The following is a 25,581-nucleotide window of genomic DNA, read 5'->3' as shown; positions in this document are numbered from 1 at the left end:
TTCAAAGGTTTTTTCAATTAACATATGCTCTACAATTTTTTTTCTTTTATTTGTTGAATGAAGAGATTATTCATCCTACTGTCTTGTGTTATTTTTTGTTTATCCTGCAGAAGCAATAAAAATATTCCTGATGTATCTGGTATAAAAGTAAACCTTGAAACTAAAAGATATGAACGGGATTTTTTTTCAATAGATACTTTGAACATTGCGGCATCTATGAACTCGCTGCTACAAAAATATCCCAAGTTTACCCCTGATTTTGTTGAGAATATTCTTGGCCTCGATATGGATAGTTTATTAATTCCGGGAAATGAACAAGACAGTGCCATTCGTTTATTTATTCACGATTACAGGCCCGTCAAAGATTCATCAGATTTGATGTATAAAGATTTCAGTAAAGAAACCAGTGAGATAAAAAATGCATTGCAGTTTGTAAAATATTATTTCCCTCAATATAAATTGCCGCAGTTTTTAATAACTTTTATTGGCCCCATCAATGCAAATTTTGAAACATCTTTTGGAACGCAAGGTGATGTGCTTACTTCGGAAGGGCTTGGAATAGGTTTGCAACTTCACATGGGTAAAAATTATTCACTATATAAGAGTCGGGAAGGAGAGGAGCAATACCCGGATTACCTTGCCAACAATTTTGATGAGAAACATATAACGGTTAACTGTATGCGAAATATCATCGACGATTTATATCCGGATAATACAAACGGCAAGCCCCTGATTGAACAGATGGTTGAAAAGGGAAAAAGGATTTATCTGCTCACTAAATTTTTGCCCAATACACCCGAATACATTTGTTTTGGTTATACTGAAAAACAACTAAAGGACTGTTATAAAAATGAGGCCGTAATTTGGGATTTCTTTTTAAACAATGACCTGCTGAATAATGCAGAACAAAACATCATAAAAAATTATATTGGTGAAAGCCCAAAAACACAAGAACTTGGAGAAGACTCGCCGGGCAACATAGGAACGTTTACCGGGATGCAAATTGTGAAACGATATTTGGAAAAATTTCCTGAAACCACTTTGCAGGATATTATGAAAACTGATGCAAGCGAAATTTATACCAAAGCAAAATACAAGCCGAGGAGTTAATTCAATTTTAGAGGAACTATCATTTCAAAAGCGGGAATATTGACAAGAAATGTTTTTTTGTTATTGCTGTTTTCCATAAAATAGATGCCATGCATTTTACCTATTTCACTTCTTAAATTACAGCCACTCACATACTGGTATTTTTCAGACGGATTTATATGAGGCTGTACTCCAATAACACCTTCACCTTCCACCTCGCGATGTTCGGCATTACTGTCGAAAATATACCAATGCCTTCTTAATAATTGCACCGGAAAGGGATTATTATTTTCTATGGTAATCCGGTAAGCGAACATAAATTCGTTTGTAACAGGATTGCTATACTCAGGCTGATAAAATGTTTCAACACTTATTTTAACGCCCTCTGATATTTTGGAAATCATATCTGGTGGTTGATTATAAAGTTATCAAAACTCGGTAAAATATACTAAAGATATTTCTCACGTTATTTTTTTAATAGTTCAATAGCAGGATTTATAATCTTTTTGTTTTCCTATATCCTGCTTTAATCAGCCATTGTAAAATCTTTTCCCTGTTATCGCCCTGAATAATTATTTCGCTGTTTTTTACTGAGCCGCCGGTGGCGCAAAAAGATTTTAATTGTTTGCCCAATTTTTCCAGGTCAGCTTCTTTCCCTGAAAATCCTTCAATTAAGGTAACCAGCTTTCCTCCGCGGTGTTTGGCGTCCAGTCTCACTTTCAGCAATTGCTCATTCACGGGTAGAGTCTCATCTTCGGTTTTTTCTCCCGGCTTAAAATTTGTGTCGGTAGAATAAACGATGCTATCCATATTATATAACTTTTTCTTCGTCATATTATTGTATTATATCTGCTTTTAAACTTAAGTCTAAACTTTTAGCCTGATGTATAATTGCACCGCTTGAAATAAAGTCGACGCCCGTAGCAGCATACGATTCTATGTTTTGGAAATTAATTCCGCCACTTGCTTCTGTTTCGTAAGCGCCATCAATTAAAGTAAGCGCTTCTTTAATTTCATTAACAGAAAAATTATCTAACATAATTCTATCAACCTTTCCTATGCGTATAACTTTTTTTACATCTTCAATACTGCGGGTTTCAACTTCTATTTTTAATCCCGGTTTTTTTTCCTGGACGTACCGCCATGCTTTTGTAATAGCGGGTTCAAGGCCACCACAATAATCTATATGGTTATCTTTTAGCATAATCATATCATAAAGCCCAAACCTGTGATTATAACCGCCGCCAATTCTTACTGCTTCTTTTTCTAATAGCCTGAAGTTGGGAGTTGTCTTTCTTGTATCCAGTAATTTGGTGTGATACCCTTTTAATTTATCGGTATATTTTTTTGTAAGTGTAGCAATACCGCTCATGCGTTGCATGCAATTAAGAACAAGGCGCTCACAGGTAAGTATGGTATAAATTTTTGCTTCTATTTCAAATCCAATTTCATCTGGCTGGATTTCATCACCATCCTGTTTAAATTTTTTTAAAATTGAAGTTGAATCCGAATAAGAAAATATTTTCTCCGCTACGTCTATGCCGGCTAATATCCCGTTATCTTTTATTTTTAGAATTGCTTTTCCTTTTGCTTTGGGATCAATGCATGCAAGCGTAGTATGATCGCCGTCTCCAATATCTTCTGCTAACGCATTTTCAATAAGCTGGTGGAGTTTTTCTCCAAAAGTCTCAGGGTGATTCATAAAAACAAAAGTATAACATGCAGTTGAAAGCTGAACGGTCGTAAAATGAAAACCCCGGCGATTGTCAGGTTCATTATGATCTATTAAATTAACTTTTTATTTTTCGAAGCGCAGTTCTTGTAAAACTTCTGTAGTACCTTTTTGCTTCATAAAAACTGTTGTACGAAAAGTGCCATTGATTGTTTTCAAATTTCCGATACAATATTGAGATCCCGAATTGTCACTTTTATGAAGAATTTCAAAATCTTTTACAGTATTCGAAGCAAAGAAATCGTGCAACACCAATTCTGCCTGGCTCTTGCTGTATGAATTGCTTTTTCCGGGAAGCGTAATTTCTATCGTATTGTCGAAATATGTAGCAAGATGAGAAGCGTCTCCCGCTTTTAAGGCTTTTACAACATCATCAAACGATGGCGATATAAAAGAACTGATACTTACCAATAAAGCCACAGAAAGTAAAAAATTTTTCATAATAAAATTTATTGGTTAATATATGCTTGTCTAAAAACGTGCCAACATAAAAAATATTTCTTAATTAAAAAATAATGATAATATTCTCCTATAAAATTAAACAATTTACGGTTTGTTAAGATTGAATAATTAGCTTTGAAAAATGGAAGCAAAAAAAGTGATTTTAATAATTATGGATGGTTGGGGGCTTGGAAAGAAGAAGGAAAGTGATGCAATAAAAAATGCAAATGTTCCTTTTGTAAGTTCTTTATATAAAAAATACCCAAATACAACGTTGGTAACCTGTGGCGAAGCCGTTGGTTTACCTGCGGGTCAAATGGGCAATAGCGAAGTGGGCCATTTGAATTTAGGCGCAGGTCGCATCGTTTACCAGGAGTTGGAAAGAATAAATGTTGCTGTAAGAAACGGCGAATTTCAAAAGAATAAAATTTTACTCGATAGCTTTAATTATGCAAAGGATAATAATAAATCGTTGCACCTGATGGGGCTGGTAAGCGATGGTGGTGTTCATTCACACATTAATCATCTAAAAGCTATTACATCACTTTGTAAAGAAAAGAATATTGAAAACGTATACATACATGCGTTTACAGATGGCCGTGATACGGATCCCAAAAGCGGATTGTTTTTTTTAGAAGATTTACAAAAGCATCTTGAACAAACAACCGGTAAAATTGCAACTATCACTGGCCGCTATTATGCTATGGATAGGGATAAAAGATGGGAGCGGGTTAAAATTGCTTATGATGCATTGGTACATCGTACAGGTCGGGAAACTGGTAATATTTTCTCGGCTATAAGTTCATCTTATGAAAAAGACATCACTGATGAATTTTTATTACCCGTAATTAATTCGGATACTCCCGGTTCGGGTATCAAGGATGGCGATGCCGTTATATGTTTCAATTTTAGAACTGACAGGTGTCGCGAAATTACTGAAGCGCTTACTCAAACTGCTTTCCAGGAGTATAACATGCATCCGCTTAACCTTGATTATACTACAATGACCATGTATAATCATACTTATAAAAATATCCATGTAATTTTTGAAAAGGATGATTTATCAAGTACTTTGGGAGAAATATTGGCTGCCAATAATAAAAAGCAAATCCGGATTGCTGAAACAGAAAAGTATCCACATGTAACATTCTTTTTCAGCGGCGGACGTGAGGTGCCATTTGAAGGAGAAAAAAGGATTATGATTCCATCACCCAAGGTTGCAACGTACGACCTTAAACCGGAAATGAGTGCGAATGAAGTGACAGAGGCATTATTGCCTGAAATAAAAAACAAAACAGCGGATTTTATTTGCCTGAATTATGCAAATGCAGATATGGTAGGGCATACAGGAATTTGGAACGCCGTTATTAAGGCGGTGGAAACAGTAGATAAATGTGTAGAAAAGGTAGTAACTGCAGGTCTCGAAAATGGCTACACAATATTTTTAACAGCCGATCATGGAAATGCAGATTATTTGATTAATGAAGACGGAACTCCTAATACGGCGCATACGCAAAACCCTGTTCCTTTTTTTATTATTGATAAAGATTGGAAGGGCGAAATAAAAAGTGGAAAGCTGGGTGACCTGGCACCCACTATTTTGAAGATGATGCAGCTTCCCATTCCGCCGAAAATGACTGGTGAGATACTAATTAATTCCTAGCAAAACAAGAAGGCAAATTTTAAGTAATTACCGCCTGAAAGTTTTATCAAAGGTGGTTGAAAGATTAATTGCTAACACTCAAAATTGCAATTTCCTTAAAAATTATTTAGGTAACCTACAGATTCGTTCCGGTCAACGCTTAATTTGCGGCCCTTTAGAGGACAAATTAATGGGTTAATGCAAATGCCTACGCATAATTTTTCCATACCATGCAGCATTTATACCTATATTTTGTCATATCTTAGTAGGGTTAAACCATTCAAAAACTATGACAGAAGAGCTAATGATTCAAGGTTGTCTTGATAACATGGCTCCTGCGCAGGAGGCTTTGTACAATCGTTTTAGCCCACGGATGTTGGGCGTTTGCTACAGGTTTGCACGAAACAGGGAAGATGCGGAAGATATGATGCAGGAAGGGTTTATAAAAGTATTTTCGCAAATTCACCAATTTAGAAACCAAGGTGCACTTGAAGGGTGGATAAGAAGAATTATAGTACATACTTGTATAAATGTATTGAAGAAGAATAAAAAATTTACTGATAGTGTGGATCTTTTTCATGCCAGCAGTATTTACCTGAATGAAGACAATATTCCGTCAATATTGCAGGCAAAACAGGTGGTGGAGTGTATAAGATTATTACCGGTTGGCTATAAAACAGTATTAAATCTTTATGCAATTGAGGGCTATTCACATAAAGAGATTGCTTCTATTCTTGATATTGAAGAAAGTACCAGCAGGTCCCAATACACGCGGGCAAAATCGATGCTTGAAGATATTCTTTTGAAAAAGAAAATTATTCAACAACCAAGAGAGAAGATAAGAATGGTTTCGGGAACTACTTAGTTTTACTATGAAAATAATGTAACCTATATTACCAACAACTGAAATTATGTGACCGATGGAACGCAGATTTTCGATGAATGATTTTGAGCAATCGTTGAAGGAACAGGCTGATGAATTTAAAATGATTCCTTCAAAGAGAGTTTGGCACGGCATTTATAATGACTTGCATCCCGGAAGAAGGTGGCCTTCTATTTCAATGTCATTTTTGCTGATATTTACGCTTGTAGTTATCGGTCATCTTAATACACATACCGGAACACAATCCAATAGTGCAAAAGTTCTTATTAGCCCAAAAGATATGTTGGGTAGTTTGAAACCTATTGAAATTTCAAAGGCTGTTCAAAGAGCTATTCCGCAAAAAAATATTTCTTCCAGGCCCAGTGGCGTTAATCCAACGTCATCCCAACCCGGTAATTTGAAATCGAACTCGAAAACAATTACTAAGAACTATCCATCAAATAATGAGTTAGCAACTAATGTACTATTGACCCAAAATAGTGCTCAAAATAATATAAAACTTGCTCCCCAATCAAGTTCCGAAGAATTTGAAAATAATAGTGTACTTCTTTCTGAAATAAAGGATAATCCTTCTAAAGTTGGTAATACTCAAAATAATCAATCAATAAATAATATTGCAACGAACGAAATCATGAAGGGGATAATTCCCTTAAATAATTCGGATAATTTGAAGCCGGTCCAACAAATTACTTTTGGCAGGAGTAGTTTAAAGGATGTAAAATTTGTAAGCAATAAGAATCCGGAAAACGAAATAACAACAACCAATAAACCTGGTGAGTTACATAAAAAACCAACCGTTGTAAAGCGAAAAAAGAATGCTAAAATAAGCTGGGTTTATTTTGCGGCACCCGAGGTTAATATTGTATCATTTGGTGGAGAACCTATTCGGCCATCACCATTGATGAATGCCGCTAATCCCCCTTCCGTTGCTATAAATCAAAGAAATTATAAAGTATTGCACAATTCCGCATTTGGTTTTGAAGCAGGCGTCCAAATGAATTATTCATTAATTAAAAAATTGAGTTTTACTTCAGGGTTTCACATTACTTATTCTGGTTATAATATTATTTCAAATGAAGTTCATCCAACGTTTGCAAACTTACTGTTGAAAGATCCGTCAACGGGTAATGTATATTCAAAAAGCTATATCACGCATTATGGTGATGGAACAGGACAAACAGGTGTTTCAATCCGCAACTATAATTTGCAGGTGTCAATACCCATAGGCTTGCAATATACGTTATTGGGAAGCGACAAGGTGCATCTCAATGCTGCTGCAGATTTTGAGCCTTCCTTGGTTGTTAAAAGCAATGCTTATATGCTTTCTTCTGACGGAAGAAACTATGTAAGCGATCCTGAATTATTAAGAAAAATAAATATGAGCAGTAATTTTGGTTTATTTGTTTCATTTGTTTCTTCGAAATTTAATTGGCAAATAGGACCCAATGTACGCTATCAGTGGCTTTCAACATATAAAAAAGATTATTCAATACAAGAACATTTAATTGATTATGGTATACGGATTGGAATTTCTCCAATTAGAAAATAATTCCCTATTAATTTCAATTTAACTTCTATTATAAAATGGAGCTGCTTCACATAATGTTGCGGCTCTTTTTTATTAGTAATTTTGAAGATGCAAAAACTTTTCAGGGCAATTTATATAATACCGTTATTCTTTTTGTGTTCATGTCATACCAAAGATAACAAGCAAGTGGAGGCTGTTATTAATAATAATGATGAGCCGCAATTTTTTTTCCCGGTAACTGAATTTCTCTTAGGACAGTTGAGAGAAATTGATAGCCTGCCGGTCACGCCACTTAAAATAATAACTGATAACGATATTCGGGATTCTATATGGTTGAAAAGGTCTGACGTCAGAAGATTTGCAAAACCTTTTCTTAGCCCCGTAATTGATTCTAATACTATGCAAAGTTATTTTGTAGAGAAATCGTTTTTGGATCAAACTATAAATGCTGTTACTCTTTCATACGACCCGGTAAAAAAACTGCCTGATTCTATTCAATTAAATCATTGGGATGTATATATTGATCCTCAAAAAAATACCGTTCAACGCGTTTATATGGTTAAAGAAGAAAATATTAATGGAACAACAATAACCACCCACTTAACATGGAAAGCAGGTAAGTCTTGTAGTATTACGACTATTAAACAACAGCCTAAAATGGCTCCCGAAGTGAGAAGTGAAATTGTGAAATGGGATCTAGATGATTAACTCCTTCTGAATTTTTTAAGCCTTTAATGAATTACTATGACACCGGAAGTATTCCAGACTATATTAAAAACACTACCAGTTGAGCCTGGAATTTATAAGTATTACGATAATAAAAGCGAATTAATATACGTTGGCAAAGCCAAAAGTATTCGTAAGCGAGTCAGTTCCTATTTTACCAAAACATTTACCGGTTATAAAACTTATGAGCTTGTAAAAAGAATTGCAAGAATAGAATTTACCATTGTTGACAACGAACAGGATGCTTTTTTGCTTGAAAATTCTTTAATAAAACAGTTTCAGCCAAAGTTTAATATTAACCTAAAAGATGACAAGTCTTACCCATATCTTGTAATAAAAAGCGAGCCCTTTCCAAGAGTTTTTCTCACAAGGTCAAAAATTAATGATGGCTCTCAATACCTTGGGCCGTTTACTTCTGTTGGTAAAGTGAGGGAATTGCTTTTATTTATAAAACAAAATGTGCAATTGCGAACCTGTAAGTTAAACCTAACGGAGCAGAATATACGCAAAGGTAAATTTAAAGTTTGCCTCGAATATCACCTGGGAAATTGTAAAGGTCCGTGTGAAGGATTACAATCATCAGAGGATTATGCCGATGGGCTTGCAAGACTTAAAAATCTTATGAAAGGAAATCTGAACCCGGTGATCCATCATTTTAAAAATGAAATGGAGCAATGTGCGGCAGATATGGAATTTGAAAAAGCAGAACTTATAAGAAAAAAAATTGAGCACCTCCAAAATTATAAAGCTAAATCTAAAGTAGTAAATGAGAATTTAGGGACTATGGATGTTTTCTCAATTTTAAAAGAAGGAGATATTGCCTATGTAAATTATTTGATGGTAAATGAAGGCACTATTGTTCTTACCAAAACAATTGTGCTCGAGCAAAAGCTTGAAGAAACTGACCAGGAAGTTTTACTATTTGCCATTGGCTATCTTCGAAATACTTTCACAAGCGAAGCAAAAGAAATTATTCTCCCATTTGCGTTAGAATATCCGGAAGAAGGCATCACACTAACTGTTCCTAAAGCGGGCGACAAGAAAAAACTATTAGAGCTTTCTGAAAAAAACGTCAATTATTTTATTGAAGAATTGAACCGCAAAAAAATGCTTCAGCTTGAGGGTAAATCCGATAAAGAAAAGCATAGGGCGTTATTGCAGTTGCAAAAGGATCTTCATTTACCTAACGTACCTGTACATATTGAATGTTTTGATAACTCTAATTTCCAGGGAAGCTACCCTGTAGCGGCAATGGTATATTTTAATAACGGTGTTCCTGATAAAAGTCAATACCGGAAATTCAATATTAAAACAGTTTCGGGCATAAATGACTTTGCCAGCATGAAGGAAGTTGTGAGCCGGAGGTATAAGAGATTAAAAAATGAAAACACCTCGTTCCCCCAACTTATAATTATAGATGGCGGAAAAGGACAATTAAATGCAGCTGTTGAAGGGTTGACAGAACTGGATCTAATAGGAAAAACTACAATTATTGGCCTTGCAAAAAATGAGGAAGAAATCTTTTTTCCCGGCGATCAGCAATCAATAAAACTGCCGTGGGATAGCGAAAGCCTTAAACTTATAAGACGAATAAGAGATGAAGTTCATCGCTTTGGAATTAATTTTCACCGCAACCAACGCAGCCGGGGAACATTTGTGAATGAATTGGAGATGATAAAGGGAATCGGAAAAAATACGGCCGATATTCTGTTAAAGAAATTCAGATCAGTGAAAAAAATAAGGGAACTCTCGCTGGAACAACTTGCAACAGTGGTTGGCAATTCAAAAGCCGAAATTATTATTAATTACTTTAATTCTTTTCAGGATGAAGTAGGTGAAACATCCTACCAATAGTATAAATAAAAAGGGCCCGGATAAAAATCCAGCCCCGTTTAAAATCCAATATCCTATGAAAAACCGTTATAAAAGTAAGAGGAAAAAAATGAATTAAACGGTTGAGTGAAATGTTTTTATACACATTAAAAGAATCGCTAAAGCAAGCAAAAACACTGCAACTTTTTATAATCACTTTCAACCTCACGAATTGGTTTTGTAGTGATTGTTTTTCTCAACCATCCTTGCTATGAAAAATAATCGGCTTCATTTCATCATGGTTCGCCCTTTTTTTAAATTCATTTGGGACTAGTTGTTGATTGTTGCTGGTGTAGCAATTATGTGGCATAAAAAAGGAAGCATAACTGCTTCCCCTTTTTTTGTTTACATAAAAATTTATTTAATAACTCCACAGATTCTGTTCGTAATCAAAGATTTTGTTTTGAATATTTTCGCCTTCAAGCAGTTGTAAGATTCGATTTTGTTTTAATCCTTGTTGTTGAGATAACATCTCATCAAACGGATTGTTAAGCGTACTCTTAATGATGCGGCCATAAAACATGCGGCTTTCAAAAAGCTCTTCCCAACTCATACGGGCTCCATAATTTTTTCCGTTATATACTTCATACTTGGCGAAGATTGGCCTCATGTCAGGATAATATACCCAGAAAAGCGGGGCTTCGCCAAGGTTTATACCCTGTGAAGTGATTACATTTTTTAATGGAGCAATTCCTAAAATTCTCCAGAATAATCTCGAACTTTCTTTATCAAAAATTACTTCTTCCTTAATTTCAAATTTATAAAATGAATCCAGGTTTACTTCAGGTGTTGTTTGTTTGTATCCTGTAACATTTCCCAGCGAGTCATACATGGGAACAGATACTGGCTCACCGGCAACCATTTTGGCAACTTCCGCCACCGTCATAGGAGTTGTAAACCTATCATCAGACGGATTGAAAACAGTTACACCACCATTATCAGGACCATCCTGTATCGCTTTAAACAAAATAGAAATAAAACGTTGGTTACCGTTATCTTCATTTGCCGAATAACGAAAAGGCAAATTCATTTTTTCACGTGTGTCAATTTCACGCCATACTTTTTCACGGTAAACAGCATCGTCTTCGCGCAAATATTCATAAGGCAGAGGTGTCCTGTCTTTTACCAGGTTACGTTCTATGGCATCATCCGGGCGCAATGATGGTTTCACAAAAGTAATAGGCAAGCTATCAATTTTTGGAGGTGCAATTACAACGGCGGTATCCACCTTAGCACTTGGATTAATATCAGCTTTTGTTTTTGAATTGGTAGTCCGCTTAGCCGTTGTACGTTTTTTTACAGTACGTGTTTTATGCACGGGTTTCTTTTTCTTCGCCTGTGCTTCTGCAACATTGCTAATAATGCCTAAACAAAGAACAAGTGCTAAGCATTTTACCATAATAGTTTTCATAACCTTTTATATTTATTCTTTAGTATAATATGAAACCGGGTCCCGGAATTGTTCTTACTGTTCCATCAGGTCCCTGAACTCGAACGTTATCAAAATTAATTGAAGTTCCGGGAATACATTTTGCCAACTGTGCCGACAGGCCAGCAAGGCTTCCACCGCTAATTGTTGCAGTTGTTACACTTGGAAAGTTTGCACCCGAAAAATAAACAGTAGCACTTAACACATTAAATCTTGCATCAAAATCAAAATTCTCTAAATCAGCCCTGCAAAATTGTTGATTTTTAAAAACCACTGATTGCATTCTTCCGCCAGCATTTGGGCCAACTTTAAGTATGGGATCAGGAATTCTTTTTATCCTGAAATCATAAGAACTGTTTTTTCCATCAGCATTTATATTAATTGTTGTTTTTCCTACTTCTTTTACATTAACTGTGAACTTACCGGGAGTACCTGAAGGAGTCAAACTACCGGAAGATATAGATACATGTGTTTTATCCCAACCTGTTCCCGAATTAATTGTTACAGGATTAGGAACCCCTATATAAAATACATTCATTTTATCAAGCATAACTGCTGCTCCGCCAGGAGTACCTACCACATATTTAACCGGTACTGATTGTGTTTGAATTTTATTATTTTCATCCCTGTAAGAAACGTTCACGTTCACGGTATGTTCGCCAGCTCCGCTAACAGCAGTAGTGTATTTACCCTGGCCATTTGTTACAGGCACATTACTACCATTAATAGATATGGTTGGAGCTGCAGCAGAACTATAAGCACCTACACCTGCCGTAATTTCCAACTGTTGGCCCGGCATCAGGTAAGTTGAATTCGTCCCTACCAGAACACCTGTTTTATCCATGTGAACCTCAACAGCGCCAATTTGATTATGGCAATAAGTAACTACCATATTTTCAGCATTCTTAATATTATTCTGAAATTTACTAAGTATAGTTAATGCTGCAACCGTTGGGGTCATGTGAAAGAAAGTCTGGGTAAAATCTTTGTTTTTTCCTTCCTGTGATTTTGGAGGTACGGTATTTACAGGAAAAATATTCTCAAATTCTTTTTTTATAGAAGGGTCAATGTTCAACATTTCATCTTTATATTGATCAAGCCGCGCTTTTAATTCCGGCCCTTTACCTTTGGTTTCAAATAAACGGGTAGAGGCATCAAGATTGTCAGCCCGATAATCCTGCACGCTATCTTTTAATTTATCATCCCATTTCATCCTAAGGTCTGCTGCGTTCAATAAAGCAGTTTTTAAACTATCAATATAAGTCATCATATCACCTGAAAGTTGCTTGGCCTTCATTGCCTTAGGCTCCCAAATTACAGCTTTGTCATGCGATTCAGGCTTACTCAATTTTTCTTCAAGAGATTTATATAGTGTATTGTTTGAAGTTGTAATATTAGCATTAGAAGTCATTAAACTTGTATTCACAACTTTAAATGCATTAATTACCTCGTTAGATACATTCAGGGCGAGAATCGCCGTAAGTACTAAGTACATAACGTTGATCATCTTTTGCCGCGGTTCTCTGGGTAATGCCATGGTATTTAATTTTTACTTTGGGTTTTTTGAAATTGGATTATTATTAATTATCTACCCTGCATTGCACTTAACATGTTACCATAAACATTATTAAGTTTTTGAAGGTTATTTGCCAGCGCACTTATTTGTTCTTTTGTAGATTGAGCATCTTCTACGGTTGAAACCATTACTTCACTAGCCTGGGCCATTCTGCCATAGAAACTGTTTAAAGTTTTCAGGTGATTATTACTTTCATTTAACTCCAGTTCATAAATAGTATTTAATGAGCCAAGGTTCTTAGTAAGTACCTGAACCTGATCGTGGAATCCTTTAGCACTATCAGCGGCGCTATTAAAACTGCTCATAGTATTTGCCGAATTTACATAGGCATCTTTCATCATTCCAAGAGCAGAAGTTGCTTCCTTGGTTTTGGCGGAAAAGTCTCCTGTTGATTTTACAACGTCGCCAACCTCTCCAAGATGGGAAACGGTAGTACCTAATTTTTGGAAATTATCACCCAGTTTTTTCATATTTGCAGGGGTAATATCGGCTTCCATCAGCATCTTATCCATTGATGCTAAAGCCGGATTACCTTTTACTGTTTCTACTGCTGCTGGTGCATGATCATGTCTTTGAGGTTTTACCCACTCAATAGCTGCATAAACCAGGAATATTCCGGTTTCGGTAAACATACCTACACCAAGTAAAGTGTCTGCATAAGCCTGGTGGGTTAATTTTGCCCAGGCAGCAAATATAACTACAGCTGCTCCGGCGCTTACTAATACGTCGATAAGGGTTAGAAAGGTTCTTTTAGGTTGGGCCATGATGATTAGATTTTAATTTTGATTTAGTTGGGTTTATAAAATACAAAGCCCATATTAAATTACTAATACAGGCCAGTAAGATTTTTGCTAAATTTTTTTTCTATGGAATAATATTTATTTTCTACCTTTTTTACTGGTAACTGGAGGTAAGTCGATAACACAACGGAAACCGATGTAAGATTTGGATGTATCCTGGTATTCGTAAGATCTTGTACTTGTTTGTAAAAAGTATCCAACATCTTTCCAGCTACCACCGCGGATTACTTTACGTTTCATACGTGGGGGATCCTGGTCTGTAGCATTCCAGCGAATATCAGGGTTCATGTCGTGTTGAAAATTATAACCGCCTTCATAGTATAATGAAGATGTCCATTCAGCTACGTTTCCGGCCATATTGTATAAACCGAAATCGTTTGGCCAATAAGCATCTGCACGAACGGTATAGAAACCTCCATCTTCAGGGTAATTACCCCTGCCTGGTTTAAAGTTGGCAAGTAAACATCCTTTCCTGTTTCTCAGGTACGGACCGCCCCAAGGGTAAGGAGATTGTGATCTTCCGCCTCTTGCTGCATATTCCCATTGCGCCTCGGTTGGAAGACGGAAAGGAGATTCGGTATTCCTGTTTTTATTTAATAAGAATGAATTAAGCAAATGAGTACGCCATTCGCAAAAAGCAGTAGCCTGTTTCCAGTTAACTCCCACTACAGGATAATTACCGAAAGCCGGGTGACTATAATATTGTTTTGCCATTGGTTCGTTATATGAGTAAGCAAAATCTCTAACCCACACTAATGTATCGGGATATACAGGGATATCATACCGAACAATAAACTTTCCACGCGGAACATTTGCATTTTCTCTTTTAGCAGCTTCTTTAAAATCGAAAACCTCTGAGTGATACATTATTTTCTGGGGGTCAATTTCTTTTCTGCCAAAAATCCTATTATCAGGCGTTACAATCATAGCATCTATTTTTTCCATAGTTGCTTTGTCGTTCCATTTGATGGTTGAAACTTTTTTCCAGTCAAGATATTCATTGCCGTCAGCTCCCTGCTTTACATATCCAAGAAGTTTGCCTGCAATAGAATCTCTAACCCAATCTGTAAACTGGCGATATTCGTTATTGGTAATTTCAGTGGCATCCATCCAAAAGCCACTTATAGAAACCTGTTTGTTACGAGCTGTAAAAGCATAGTTTACATCTTCATCACTAGGCCCCATGTGGAAAGTGCCCGGTGGAATATAAACCATTCCCGGAGGTTTTGGCAAAATATAACGGCTTGCAGGAGCTACGCCATGTAACTGGCCATCATTAGGAAGGCCTTTTGACTTGCCGGATTTGCCACAACCAGTTAAGATAAAAATAGCCAATACAGCTATTGCGGTGAACAATTTGGTTTTCATTGCTTTTTACTTTGAGGGTAAGGACAAATGTAATAATTAATTTGATTTAAATACATGATGCTCTATTATCGAATGCTGAATTTGAAATAAACATTTCCCGATCATTAACTTTATGAAACGGCTAAATATTTTAATTATTGTAAAAAAGTATTCAAATATTTTCGATTTGTGTACAAAAAATGCGCAGAAATTTTCAAGGGATTAACGTGAAATTAAAGCTACGATAAAACCCGAATATAAAGATGCTTCTAAAAAAGTTTTTTTTAAAAAACTGCGTTAAAGATATTCACATTTTTATTTTTTACTAAAAAAAGTTGGTTTTTATCTCTCAATTCTGCAAATGGTTTATAAATCTCACCATAAATTCAGCCTTATCTTTTCAATTTTGTTCATAATCTAGCACTTGCGTAAAATGTAATCATCAAACATTTAATAGTAAATTTGTATACTTTATTATGGCAAAAGGAAAGAAGGAGAACTTAGAATTAAGTGGTGTGGAAGAAACAATTGAAGTATTTGGCGCACGGGAACATAACCTGAAAAACATCGATATTTCCATTCCCAAAAACAAGCTTGTTGTAATCACCGGTATTAGTGGCAGTGGTAAGTCGTCGCTGGCTTTCGATACTATCTATGCGGAGGGCCAACGTCGTTACATGGAAAGTTTTTCTGCCTATGCACGCCAGTTTATGGGCGATATGGAAAGGCCGGATGTTGATAAAATCACGGGCCTCTCGCCTGTTATTTCTATTGAACAAAAAACTACCAATAAAAATCCAAGGAGTACTGTTGGAACAGTTACTGAAGTTTATGATTTTTTGAGATTACTTTTTGCAAGAATAGGAGAAGCCTATAGTTATAATACCGGCAAGAAGATGGTTAAGTGGAGTGAAGATGAAATCCTCGATAATATTTTTTTAAAATTTTCCACTAAGAAAATCAGCTTGCTTGCTCCGTTGGTCAGAGGGCGTAAAGGTCATTATCGGGAACTATTTGAAGATGTAAGAAAAAAAGGATTTTTAAAAGTAAGAATTGATGGAGATATAAAAGACCTCGTTCCAAAAATGCAGGTAGACAGGTATAAAATTCATGATATAGAGTTAGTGGTTGACAGGCTGCAGGTTACTCCCGATCAAAAAGTGCGACTAAGCCAAAGCTTACAGAAATCACTTCAATTAGGAAATGGCTTACTTTTTTTATTATTAAATGATAGTGGTGAACTTGTTCAATACAGCCGCCAGCTAATGTGTGAAGACACGGGGATAAGTTATGAAGAACCTTCACCCAATACTTTTTCCTTTAACTCTCCTTATGGCGCCTGCCCGATTTGTAAAGGACTAGGTAATGTGTATACAATTAGCATAGATGAAGTTTTACCTGATAAAAGCAAAAGCATAAATGAAGGTGGCATTGTGCCATTGGGCGAAGAGCGTGATGCGAGCGTGTTTCAACAAATCGTTGGATTTTCTAAAAAGCATAAAATTAATTTAGATATCTCTATAAAAGATTTACCTGAAGCACAACTCAACCTGCTTTTATATGGTGATGGAATTGCTAATACAAGCTTCGAAGTAGATGTAAATGATGAAACAATCCCTGATACATATACAGGAAATTATGAAGGAATAATTCCGATGCTGAAAAGATGGTTTTCTTCATCGTATAGTACAGAAGCATTAAGAGGATGGGTAGAAAAGTTCATGCAACTAAAAACCTGCAATGCCTGTAACGGAAAACGGTTAAAGAAAGAAAGCCTTTGGTTTAAAGTTGATGATAAAGATATTTCTGAATTAAGCGATTTGGATCTTGAAAAATTGTTGGATTGGTTTTCAGGTATTGAATCAAGATTAGAAAAAAGACAAAATGTAATTGCAAAAGATATTTTAAAAGAGATAAGAGAAAGAGTCCAATTTTTATTAAATGTTGGTCTAAATTATCTTTCCCTCAATCGCCCGTCTAAAAGCCTCAGCGGCGGGGAGTCTCAGCGTATACGGCTTGCTACCCAAATAGGTTCTCAATTGCAGGGAATTACCTACATTCTCGATGAGCCAAGTATTGGTCTTCATCAAAGAGATAATCAACGGCTTATCGAGGCGCTTAAAAACCTAAGAAATATTGGTAATAGTGTGCTGGTAGTTGAACATGATAAAGATATAATGATGGCTGCCGATTATCTTATCGATATTGGTCCGCAGGCGGGCAAGCACGGAGGAGAAGTAGTGGCGAGCGGCATTCCAAAAGATTTATTAAAATTAGATACAGTAACTTCTTCATATCTCAATGGAAAAATGCAGATTCGGGTTCCATCGGAAAGAAGAAAAGGGAATGGCCATACACTTCACTTGAATGGTGCTTCGGGAAATAACTTGAAAAATATTAATGCCGAATTTCCTCTTGGTAAATTTATTTGTGTGACCGGTGTAAGTGGCAGTGGAAAATCAACCCTCATTAATGAAACATTATATCCTCTTTTAAGTGTTCATGCTTATAAGAGTAAAATGACTCCTCTTTCTTATAAGAACATAAAAGGACTGGAGTACATTGATAAGGTGGTAGAGATAGATCAATCACCCATTGGCAGAACACCAAGAAGCAACCCCGCAACTTATTGTGGCTTTTTTACGGATATACGCACATTATTTGCATCTGTACCAGAAGCAAAAATAAGAGGTTATAAAGCCGGCCGGTTTTCTTTCAATGTAAAGAGCGGGCGATGTGATGTATGCGAAGGTGGCGGAATGAGAGTAATCGAAATGAATTTTTTGCCTGACGTGTATGTTCATTGTGAAAAATGTAATGGGAGAAGATACAACCGCGAAACGTTGGAAATAAGGTATAAGGGCAAATCGATCAGCGATGTGCTCGATATGACGGTTGATGAAGCCGTGGAATTTTTTCAAAATGTTCCTTATATATATCGTAAAATAAAAGTTTTGCAGGAAGTAGGGCTGGGATACATTACACTTGGGCAAAGTGCAGTAACATTAAGTGGCGGCGAAGCCCAACGCGTAAAGCTGTCAACCGAATTAAGCAAGCGGGATACGGGTAAAACATTTTATATTTTGGATGAGCCCACCACCGGGCTACATTTCCAGGACATTCAACACCTGGTAGATGTTTTAAATAAATTAGTTGATCGCGGTAATACGGTTCTTGTTATAGAACACAATATAGATATCATTAAAATTGCAGATTACATTATTGATCTAGGCCCGGAAGGAGGGCAGGGTGGAGGTAGAATTTTATTTGAAGGAACACCGGAAGAACTTTCTAAAAATAAAGAAAGTTTTACCGCCGTTTTTATAAAGGAAGAACTTGCAAAATACAAGAGATAAAAAAATGGCAAAGCATAGTAACAAAGTTGGAAAATTATAGTTTCAGAGGTTACATCGCATTTAAAATGCATTGTTTAATGGGTAACTTTTATTATATACTTTGCCAATATTGCCAGCCAATTTGTTGAGCAAATTTTTTTTAAAATCTTTTAGGACATTTCATGTGACTTGCAACATTCCTGTCGTAAATATTGTCGAATATAGCTCCGAGGCGAACGGCTAATTTTAGTGATATTGAAAAATAAGCATCGGTTTGATTTGGATTACCTCTCTGTGAGCCGGGAGAAAACCGTGAAGCTCCTGCTACATAAATAGAGTTGGTTTTATCAAATATTGCCCTTGCAATGCTTGCATTTTGCGGCGTTAAATATTTGTTGAATAAATTGGGATCAATATAGTCCGTACTTACATCATCTATATAATCAGTAAACGTTTTTCTTTCTAATACTTCAAGGCTTAGATTTACCCGATCAGACAGGTAGTATTTTGCTCCAAGCCCCATCGGAATATTAACCTGTGTTAATGCATAATTTTTTCTTTGGGGATATTCAGCAAATCCTTCCCCTTCTGTGTGAAGTGGTTGTAAGTAATACCAAGTCATATTCCCATTTGCATCCGTTAAAGAGCCTTGTGGGTTGAAATGAAAAACTCCTACGCCTATTACTCCATAGGGCCTGAGGCGAGGCTTATAACTTTCTTCACCGCTATATAAAAGCATTAATGGAAAAATTTCGGTAGCAATATATGCTTCAGAAATGTTTGACCTGAAATCGAGATTACGCTGCTTTCGCCACAATTCATTTACACCTTTGGTATTAATAATGTTATCGAAGCCGTCAATTTTTCCTATATCTGCAGCGGCGCGTATTCCAAGCCATTCGTTTGGATAGGCGGTTAAGAAAACCCCTTTCATTATTTTGGTTAACGGTAAGTTCAGGTCTTTAAGAAAAGTGGTTCCCTTTCCGTGATGCCCTCCTAAATCTCCCAGGAAAAATAATGGACCAACATTTATTCCTACCTCAACTCTTGCTTTTTCATTGCCGAATATTAATGATTGGGAATAACTTTTTGCAGAGAAAAGGAAACTTAGTGTTGCTAATATGAAACACGTAAGCCGAAAGGTAGGTAAACGTTTTTTCATAAGACGGTCAGATTTTTTTATTTTACAAGCTATAATGGATTTATTTTTTACCCCGTTAAGGATAATATATTGATAACGGAAAGAAGGAATTTATTATTGTACCTGCAAGGAACTAAATATCCTTTATCATGGAAATATGCGGGATGCTATCTTCCATATAAATATTACCATTAGCTACGAAAGAAAAATTTTCGTAAAATTTAATTAAGTACACCTGGGCGCTTATTATTACCGGGATGCGGCCAAATAAAAGGTAAAGTTGTTCAAGTGATTTTTCAAACAATTGTTTTCCTAAAGATTGCCCCCGAACAACCGGAGACGTCACAACACGGCCGATGGATGCCGCTTTATTATAAGATATACCCGGCGGGATAATTCGGCTATAGGCTACCAGGAGATCATTTTCTATGGCCGTAAAATGATACGATTTAAAATCTTTATTATCACAATCCTGGTAAACAACATTTTGTTCTACTGCAAAAACTTCAATCCTTAATTGAAGAATCTTGTATAATTCTTGATTGGTTAATTCATTGAAAGATTTGCATTGCCACGTTATCATAAAATCTCCACTTAATTTTTAATATTTCAATATCCATACTTGCCTTTCCAGCGTTCTTTCAAAAATCTTCTCAATTCTTCTTCTCTTGAATTTTTGCCTGGATTATAAATCAGCGTATTTTTTATTTCTTCAGGAAGAAATTCCATCGCGACAAAATTATTTTCATAGCTGTGTGCGTATTTATAATCTTTTCCATAATCCAGATTTTTCATAAGTCTGGTTGGTGCATTGCGGATTGCAAGTGGCACAGGTAAATCTCCATATTTCTGCACCAGCGTTTGTGCTTTACCGATAGCTTCCACAGTGGCATTGCTTTTTGGCGATGATGCAAGATAAGTTACACATTGAGATAAGATAATACTTGATTCCGGATAACCAATCATATTCACAGCCTGGAAAGTATTTGTGGCCAGCAAAAGTGCATTCGGATTTGCATTGCCAATATCTTCGCTGGCGAGAATTACCAAACGCCTCGCAATAAATTTTACGTCTTCACCACCTTCAATCATACGTGCCAGCCAATATACAGCAGCGTTAGGGTCGCTACCGCGAATTGATTTGATAAATGCCGAAATGATATCATAATGCTGCTCGCCTTTCTTGTCGTATAAGGCAACTTTTTGCTGGGCGACATTAATCACCAGTTCGTCAGTTATTACTAAATTTTTTGAAAGTTCTTCACTCTCCAAAAGTTGCTGATTAAATACCAACTCAAGCAGATTTAATAACTTTCTTGCATCGCCTCCTGATAAATTAATTAATGCTTCTGTTTCTTTTAATTCAATATTTTTTTGCGAAAGAATTTTATCATCTTTTATTGCATGCTGTAATAATTTAATAAGTGATGCTTTTTCCAATGGCTTTAAAATATAAACCTGGCAACGGCTTAGCAAAGCGCTGTTTACTTCAAATGAAGGATTCTCGGTAGTTGCGCCTATTAAAGTAATAATCCCCTTTTCAACTGCCCCCAACAATGCGTCCTGTTGTCCTTTATTAAAACGATGAATTTCATCAATGAAAAGAATTGCATTATCAATTTTTTTTGATTCTTCAATTACTTCACGCACTTCTTTTACCCCCGAAGAAATTGCACTTAATGTATAAAAAGGGAAGTCTAAAGTTTTTGCAATAATATTAGCTATGGTGGTTTTGCCAACTCCTGGCGGTCCCCACAAAATCATTGAAGGAATTTTTCCATTCTCTATTGAATTGCGCAAAACACTTCCCTTACCTGTAAGGTGTTCCTGGCCAATAAGGTCATTTAATTTTCTGGGACGAAGCCTTTCTGCTAATGGTGGATTCATTAATTGAAAATTAAAAAGTAAAGATTGAAAATGAATCCAAAATTAGAATATCATTTTTCCCCGTGAAAAGATATTTATTGAGCTCTTTTAAAGTCAATTAAATAAATAAGGAATTATATCGTTAAGAGTGACGGGTGCTTGTTTATCATCCAATTCAATAACCAGGCAGTAACCATTTGCACCGCCTGCTTTTAACAATGCATTTACAAGTTTTTGCTGATCGCTTTCTAATCGTTTTCCATTCCATATTTCTTTTGTGCATAAACATCCTGATGTTGGCGTTAATGGGTAATATGGTTGTTTTGAATAAATAGCAGGGTCTATCGTTGTGCCATGAGCAATAATTTCTGTGCGGCCTGCCAGCCCGGCATAATAGGAATAGAATAAAGGCAAATAGTTTTGCAAATCTGCAGGTATTAATTTTTTATAATAATCAATGTTCCAGGTCGTATCTGTTATACTACTGTCACGCATAAACGCTTTAATGTTTTCTTCAACGGGCATTGATAATTGAATGTTAGCTGTAGGGCCAATAAAGCTACTCATAGAAACACCGAAACCATTCATGAAAAATATTCCCTGCGGCGTATTTCCGCCCCGCAGATAAAAAGGAAGATTAGTAATGCTCCTTGCAAGCTGCGGGATATTGAAAATTATACCATTACTGTCTGTTATAAATTTCCCATCGTAACGCCTTACAATCATTAACCCCGGGTAATTACGGTTTTTTCTTTGAATGCTATAGGCTATGGTTTGGCCAGGTAAAAATTTGCTGCTGAAAAGTTCGGTAAGTAATTTATTTGATAAAAAAGTTCCCTTGGTTTTTTGTTCCGATATATGCACCTGCAACATATATAAAATCGGATTGATAATTCCCTCGTCGCCAAATTTTGTTTCAATTAATTTACTGATCGTATTAATTATTAGAGGATCTTTTTTTTGCTGCAGCAGATACTCAGCGCACAATGCAAATACCTTTGGATCATCAGTGCTGCTAAGTAATTTTTTTACCTGCTGAAAAAAAATACCAGGATAATTTGTGTAAGCAATTCCGAGTAGCGCTTTTTGAAAATCTAAACTCCTCGTCTCAACTTCGTCGAATGCTTTATGAACTTTTGCATCAACTAATGGAGATTTATACAACAACACTTCCAATGCATCAAAGGCGTCCTCCCAATTTTCTTCTGTTGAATCATTTAATGCAGAAGATAAACTTTTATTGATGGAATATCTTATGAGCCTGTCATGCAATTTAGCCCGTTCAACAGCAGTTGTGTAAGACGTATAAAGAGGCGCATCGTATTGGGCAAAGAGTACGGTAGTTGTAAATACAAAAAGTAATAAAAGGAAAAAATATTTATTCAATATGATTTTCTGTAACATTTTACTCTTCTCCAAAATAATCTAAATCTATTTTTTTTATTTCATAAATATTTTGAATAGAAACTCCAAGATTATAGTCTATCATATATTGAGCTAATTTTTCTCCATCTATCAATACAATTTTTGTTTCATTTTTTGGTGTGTAATCTTTTGCTTCTTTAGTAAAAGAAGAAGTAGTAATAAAAATTCCTTTTTTAGCACCTTGTCCAGCTAGAGCTCCAACAAATTTATGTAGTTCTGGCCGTCCAACTATTCCTTCCCATCTTTTAGCTTGAACATAAATAACATCAAGCCCGAGTTTATCTTCTTTAATAATTCCATCGATTCCCTCGTCTCCACTTTTGCCGATTGCTTTTCCTGCATCTTGTATGGAGCCGCCATAACCCATTTTTACTAAAAGTTCAACAACAATTTTTTCAAAAAAAGATGGATGAACTGACTTAAGTTTTGATAGTATTTCTTGTTCTAAACCATTTCTAATTTTTCTGTAACCTACTTCAATTTGTTCTTCTGGAGTTTCTTTAAAAAGATCATCGATAGCCGGCTGGCTTGAACTAAATGAGATCTCATGACTATCTTCCTTTTTTGTATTTATAAACTCCGTAAACTCCGAAAATCTTCTTAAAAATTTTACGTCTATTTCATTTGGATTTTCATCTAAAACCTGTTTTCCTCTTGGTGTAATAATAATAGTTCCTCTTTTTGGTGCATCAATTAATCCTGATTTCTTGAGATAAGTTCTTGCCCAACCAACTCTATTATTAAAAAGGAAGCTTTGACCACTTGGGAGTAATTCTGCTTTTTCTTCGTCAGTCAAATTAAATTTATTTGCAAGAATTTCTATAAGATCATTTACTCTGTATTCCTTTCCATCGGCAGTTAACTTAAGCAGAGGAAGCATTAATGTTTGATAGTCTGGTATCATAAATTTATTTCAAATTCAATTTTATCTGCAACTCTTCCAATTGTTTTTCATCAATAGTCGATGGGGCATCTATCATAACATCTCTTCCTGAATTATTTTTTGGAAATGCAATAAAATCGCGGATTGATTCGCTTCCTCCCAGGATAGCGCAAAGCCTGTCAAAGCCAAATGCAATGCCGCCGTGCGGCGGAGCGCCATATTCAAATGCTCCTAATAAAAATCCAAATTTATATTGCGATTCTTCTTTGCTCATGCCTAATGCAGCAAACATTTTTTCCTGTAATTCTCTTTGATAAATTCTGATAGATCCTCCGCCAATTTCATTTCCATTTAAAACCATATCATAGGCATTGGCTTTAATTTTGGAATAAGGATGCTCCAAATATTTATCAGCATTTTCAATAATTGGATTGTTGTTGATCATCACTGCTATATCTTCCGGTTTAGGCGAAGTAAACGGATGATGACGGGCAACCCAGCGATTGCCTTCTTCATCATATTCAAACAAAGGAAAATCGGTAACCCACAATAATTTAAATTCTTCGGGCTTGCGCAGACCTAATCTACCGCCCATATATAACCGCAGTTCGCTGATGGCTTTCCTGGTCCTTTCTTCTTTACCTGCAAGAATTAAAATCAGATCACCAGGATTTGCTTTGCAATATTGCGCTAATTCTTTTAATTGCTGTTCATTAAAGAATTTATCAAAACTGCTTTTTAATGAGCCGTCCGTATTAACTTTTACAAAAGCTAATCCGCCCATTCCAATTTGCGGACGCTTTACCCAATCAATTAATTCGTCTGTTTGTTTCCTTGAATAATCGCTGCAGGCAGGAACGGAAATCGCAACAATAGTTTCGGCATTATTAAAAACAGCAAACTCTGTTTTGTTTAATCCTTCAAAATAATTTTTGCCTTCCACTTTTAAATTGGCAATCTTCATTTCAAATCTGATATCCGGTTTGTCATTTCCGTAATTCCACATGGCGTCTTCCCAGGTCATTCGTTCTACCGGTGCAGCGTAGTCGATATTTTTTACTTCTTTAAAAATAAATTTTATCATCCCTTCAAACATCTGCAGAATATCATCCTGTTCAACGAAAGCCATCTCGCAATCAATCTGTGTAAACTCCGGCTGCCTGTCCGCACGCAGGTCTTCATCACGAAAGCATTTTACTATTTGGTAATATCGATCGTAACCACTCACCATCAATAATTGCTTAAACGTTTGCGGTGATTGAGGCAAAGCATAAAACTCCCCAGCGTTCATCCTGCTTGGAACTACAAAATCTCTTGCTCCTTCAGGTGTTGACTTAATTAAAAACGGAGTTTCAATATCAATAAAATTATGCTGGTGTAAATAATTTCTTGCAGCACGGTTTACCGCATAGCGCAGTTCAATATTTTTTTTAACTGCATTTCTTCTTAAGTCAAGAAAGCGATATTTCATTCTTATATCATCACCACCATCAGTATCGTCCTGTATGGTAAATGGAGGCACAGCAGACTTATTTAATACTTTAAATTCTGAAATCAAAATTTCAATATCTCCCGTTGGAATATTCTTATTTTTATTGCTACGCTCACTAACGGTTCCGCTTACCTGTAAAACAAATTCCCTTCCTAATGGATTTTTATCGAGCTGTTCGGTAAGCTTTTCATTAAATAATAATTGTGTGATGCCATACCTGTCTCTAAGGTCAATAAAAGTTATGCTGCCAAATTTGCGAATTGTTTGCACCCATCCTGCAAGAGTTACTTCTTTATTTACGTCTGTTATTTTTAATTCACCACATGTGTGTGTTCTGTACATTTTATTTGCTGTTTCTTTTTAAACGGCTGCAA

21 protein-coding genes are annotated in these 25,581 nt (G+C 35.9%); 7 read left to right on the top strand and 14 right to left on the bottom strand.

All coding sequences use genetic code 11. The features are described from left to right. Window positions 1-57: 57 nt before the first annotated feature. A complete protein-coding gene (gene gldB / locus FW778_RS05960; RefSeq protein ID WP_150413684.1) occupies window positions 58-1,110 on the top strand; it encodes a gliding motility lipoprotein GldB in 1,053 nt (350 codons plus the stop codon). Here gldB and apaG read toward each other — a convergent pair. From apaG to FW778_RS05940, 4 genes are all read right to left on the bottom strand, one after another. Continuing rightward, entirely contained in the window at window positions 1,107-1,493 is a 387-nt protein-coding gene (gene apaG / locus FW778_RS05955; protein ID WP_150413683.1) for a Co2+/Mg2+ efflux protein ApaG, read from the bottom strand. The genes gldB and apaG overlap by 4 nt on opposite strands. Before the next feature lie 91 nt (window positions 1,494-1,584). Next, entirely contained in the window at window positions 1,585-1,923 is a 339-nt protein-coding gene (locus FW778_RS05950) for a translation initiation factor (protein ID WP_202552084.1), read from the bottom strand. A 1-nt stretch (window position 1,924) separates the two neighbouring features. Next, window positions 1,925-2,791, bottom strand: a complete 867-nt coding sequence (nadC, locus tag FW778_RS05945) for a carboxylating nicotinate-nucleotide diphosphorylase (protein ID WP_150413682.1) — start codon at window positions 2,789-2,791, stop codon at window positions 1,925-1,927. A gap of 96 nt (window positions 2,792-2,887) precedes the next feature. After that, window positions 2,888-3,262, bottom strand: coding sequence for a DUF4783 domain-containing protein (locus tag FW778_RS05940; protein WP_150413681.1), 375 nt, complete (start codon window positions 3,260-3,262; stop codon window positions 2,888-2,890). A gap of 142 nt (window positions 3,263-3,404) precedes the next feature. On the opposite strand from FW778_RS05940, the gene gpmI reads away from it, so the two are divergent. The 5 genes from gpmI to uvrC all read left to right on the top strand — a co-directional run bounded on the left by gpmI (window position 3,405) and on the right by uvrC (window position 9,895). Then, window positions 3,405-4,925, top strand: coding sequence for a 2,3-bisphosphoglycerate-independent phosphoglycerate mutase (gpmI, locus tag FW778_RS05935; RefSeq protein WP_150413680.1), 1,521 nt, complete (start codon window positions 3,405-3,407; stop codon window positions 4,923-4,925). Between the two features lie 268 nt (window positions 4,926-5,193). After that, window positions 5,194-5,769 (top strand): RNA polymerase sigma factor, encoded by a 576-nt coding sequence (locus FW778_RS05930; RefSeq protein WP_150413679.1) that lies wholly within the window; start codon window positions 5,194-5,196, stop codon window positions 5,767-5,769. A gap of 55 nt (window positions 5,770-5,824) precedes the next feature. Further along, window positions 5,825-7,336, top strand: a complete 1,512-nt coding sequence (locus tag FW778_RS05925; protein ID WP_150413678.1) for a hypothetical protein — start codon at window positions 5,825-5,827, stop codon at window positions 7,334-7,336. Between the two features lie 87 nt (window positions 7,337-7,423). Further along, window positions 7,424-8,023: a hypothetical protein gene (locus tag FW778_RS05920; RefSeq protein WP_150413677.1), complete on the top strand. Its 600-nt coding sequence runs from the start codon at window positions 7,424-7,426 to the stop codon at window positions 8,021-8,023. Between the two features lie 36 nt (window positions 8,024-8,059). Beyond that, window positions 8,060-9,895 (top strand): excinuclease ABC subunit UvrC, encoded by a 1,836-nt coding sequence (uvrC, locus tag FW778_RS05915; RefSeq protein ID WP_150413676.1) that lies wholly within the window; start codon window positions 8,060-8,062, stop codon window positions 9,893-9,895. Window positions 9,896-10,274: 379 nt separating this feature from the next. Here the strand turns inward: uvrC and porN are convergent, their stop codons facing one another. The 4 genes from porN to porK form a co-directional block, all read right to left on the bottom strand. After that, on the bottom strand, window positions 10,275-11,324 hold the full coding sequence (gene porN, locus FW778_RS05910; protein WP_150413675.1) for a type IX secretion system ring subunit PorN/GldN: 1,050 nt from the start codon (window positions 11,322-11,324) through the stop codon (window positions 10,275-10,277). Between the two features lie 19 nt (window positions 11,325-11,343). Beyond that, window positions 11,344-12,879, bottom strand: coding sequence for a type IX secretion system motor protein PorM/GldM (gene porM, locus FW778_RS05905; protein WP_150413674.1), 1,536 nt, complete (start codon window positions 12,877-12,879; stop codon window positions 11,344-11,346). Between the two features lie 47 nt (window positions 12,880-12,926). Next, window positions 12,927-13,682 carry a type IX secretion system motor protein PorL/GldL gene (porL, locus tag FW778_RS05900; RefSeq protein WP_150413673.1) on the bottom strand — a complete coding sequence of 252 codons (756 nt, stop codon included), beginning with the start codon at window positions 13,680-13,682 and terminating at the stop codon, window positions 12,927-12,929. Between the two features lie 114 nt (window positions 13,683-13,796). After that, window positions 13,797-15,086, bottom strand: coding sequence for a T9SS ring complex lipoprotein PorK/GldK (gene porK / locus FW778_RS05895; protein WP_150413672.1), 1,290 nt, complete (start codon window positions 15,084-15,086; stop codon window positions 13,797-13,799). 455 nt (window positions 15,087-15,541) lie between these two features. On the opposite strand from porK, the gene uvrA reads away from it, so the two are divergent. Further along, window positions 15,542-18,421, top strand: a complete 2,880-nt coding sequence (uvrA, locus tag FW778_RS05890) for an excinuclease ABC subunit UvrA (RefSeq protein ID WP_150413671.1) — start codon at window positions 15,542-15,544, stop codon at window positions 18,419-18,421. A 139-nt stretch (window positions 18,422-18,560) separates the two neighbouring features. Here uvrA and FW778_RS05885 read toward each other — a convergent pair whose 3' ends face one another. From FW778_RS05885 to aspS, 6 genes are all read right to left on the bottom strand, one after another. Beyond that, window positions 18,561-19,562 carry a hypothetical protein gene (locus tag FW778_RS05885; RefSeq protein WP_150413670.1) on the bottom strand — a complete coding sequence of 334 codons (1,002 nt, stop codon included), beginning with the start codon at window positions 19,560-19,562 and terminating at the stop codon, window positions 18,561-18,563. 112 nt (window positions 19,563-19,674) lie between these two features. Then, the gene (locus FW778_RS05880) at window positions 19,675-20,124 is read right to left on the bottom strand and encodes a GNAT family N-acetyltransferase (RefSeq protein ID WP_150413669.1); all 450 of its coding nucleotides are present in this window, start codon (window positions 20,122-20,124) and stop codon (window positions 19,675-19,677) included. 26 nt (window positions 20,125-20,150) lie between these two features. Further along, the gene (locus tag FW778_RS05875; protein WP_150413668.1) at window positions 20,151-21,428 is read right to left on the bottom strand and encodes a replication-associated recombination protein A; all 1,278 of its coding nucleotides are present in this window, start codon (window positions 21,426-21,428) and stop codon (window positions 20,151-20,153) included. A gap of 93 nt (window positions 21,429-21,521) precedes the next feature. Continuing rightward, window positions 21,522-22,811 (bottom strand): hypothetical protein, encoded by a 1,290-nt coding sequence (locus FW778_RS05870; protein ID WP_150413667.1) that lies wholly within the window; start codon window positions 22,809-22,811, stop codon window positions 21,522-21,524. A 1-nt stretch (window position 22,812) separates the two neighbouring features. Further along, window positions 22,813-23,736 carry a restriction endonuclease gene (locus tag FW778_RS05865; protein ID WP_150413666.1) on the bottom strand — a complete coding sequence of 308 codons (924 nt, stop codon included), beginning with the start codon at window positions 23,734-23,736 and terminating at the stop codon, window positions 22,813-22,815. A 4-nt stretch (window positions 23,737-23,740) separates the two neighbouring features. After that, window positions 23,741-25,549, bottom strand: coding sequence for an aspartate--tRNA ligase (gene aspS / locus FW778_RS05860; protein ID WP_150413665.1), 1,809 nt, complete (start codon window positions 25,547-25,549; stop codon window positions 23,741-23,743). Window positions 25,550-25,581 lie beyond the last annotated feature (32 nt).

Source organism: Ginsengibacter hankyongi (assembly GCF_008710285.1).
Taxonomy (GTDB): Bacteria; Bacteroidota; Bacteroidia; order Chitinophagales; family Chitinophagaceae; genus Ginsengibacter; species Ginsengibacter hankyongi.
This window is presented reverse-complemented; position numbering and strand designations above follow the sequence as displayed.

Excerpts from the sequence above, each read along its gene's own strand:
- FW778_RS05940 (WP_150413681.1), bottom strand. The coding sequence starts at position 3,262 with ATGAAAAATTTTTTACTTTCTGTGGCTTTATTGGTAAGTATCAGTTCT.
- nadC (WP_150413682.1), bottom strand. The coding sequence starts at position 2,791 with ATGAATCACCCTGAGACTTTTGGAGAAAAACTCCACCAGCTTATTGAA.
- FW778_RS05870 (WP_150413667.1), bottom strand. The coding sequence starts at position 22,811 with ATGTTACAGAAAATCATATTGAATAAATATTTTTTCCTTTTATTACTT.
- FW778_RS05875 (WP_150413668.1), bottom strand. The coding sequence starts at position 21,428 with ATGAATCCACCATTAGCAGAAAGGCTTCGTCCCAGAAAATTAAATGAC.
- FW778_RS05920 (WP_150413677.1), top strand. The coding sequence starts at position 7,424 with ATGCAAAAACTTTTCAGGGCAATTTATATAATACCGTTATTCTTTTTG.
- uvrC (WP_150413676.1), top strand. The coding sequence starts at position 8,060 with ATGACACCGGAAGTATTCCAGACTATATTAAAAACACTACCAGTTGAG.
- FW778_RS05880 (WP_150413669.1), bottom strand. The coding sequence starts at position 20,124 with ATGATAACGTGGCAATGCAAATCTTTCAATGAATTAACCAATCAAGAA.
- aspS (WP_150413665.1), bottom strand. The coding sequence starts at position 25,549 with ATGTACAGAACACACACATGTGGTGAATTAAAAATAACAGACGTAAAT.
- gpmI (WP_150413680.1), top strand. The coding sequence starts at position 3,405 with ATGGAAGCAAAAAAAGTGATTTTAATAATTATGGATGGTTGGGGGCTT.
- FW778_RS05865 (WP_150413666.1), bottom strand. The coding sequence starts at position 23,736 with ATGATACCAGACTATCAAACATTAATGCTTCCTCTGCTTAAGTTAACT.
- porM (WP_150413674.1), bottom strand. The coding sequence starts at position 12,879 with ATGGCATTACCCAGAGAACCGCGGCAAAAGATGATCAACGTTATGTAC.
- FW778_RS05885 (WP_150413670.1), bottom strand. The coding sequence starts at position 19,562 with ATGAAAAAACGTTTACCTACCTTTCGGCTTACGTGTTTCATATTAGCA.
- porL (WP_150413673.1), bottom strand. The coding sequence starts at position 13,682 with ATGGCCCAACCTAAAAGAACCTTTCTAACCCTTATCGACGTATTAGTA.
- FW778_RS05950 (WP_202552084.1), bottom strand. The coding sequence starts at position 1,923 with ATGACGAAGAAAAAGTTATATAATATGGATAGCATCGTTTATTCTACC.
- FW778_RS05930 (WP_150413679.1), top strand. The coding sequence starts at position 5,194 with ATGACAGAAGAGCTAATGATTCAAGGTTGTCTTGATAACATGGCTCCT.
- gldB (WP_150413684.1), top strand. The coding sequence starts at position 58 with ATGAAGAGATTATTCATCCTACTGTCTTGTGTTATTTTTTGTTTATCC.
- porN (WP_150413675.1), bottom strand. The coding sequence starts at position 11,324 with ATGAAAACTATTATGGTAAAATGCTTAGCACTTGTTCTTTGTTTAGGC.
- uvrA (WP_150413671.1), top strand. The coding sequence starts at position 15,542 with ATGGCAAAAGGAAAGAAGGAGAACTTAGAATTAAGTGGTGTGGAAGAA.
- porK (WP_150413672.1), bottom strand. The coding sequence starts at position 15,086 with ATGAAAACCAAATTGTTCACCGCAATAGCTGTATTGGCTATTTTTATC.
- apaG (WP_150413683.1), bottom strand. The coding sequence starts at position 1,493 with ATGATTTCCAAAATATCAGAGGGCGTTAAAATAAGTGTTGAAACATTT.
- FW778_RS05925 (WP_150413678.1), top strand. The coding sequence starts at position 5,825 with ATGGAACGCAGATTTTCGATGAATGATTTTGAGCAATCGTTGAAGGAA.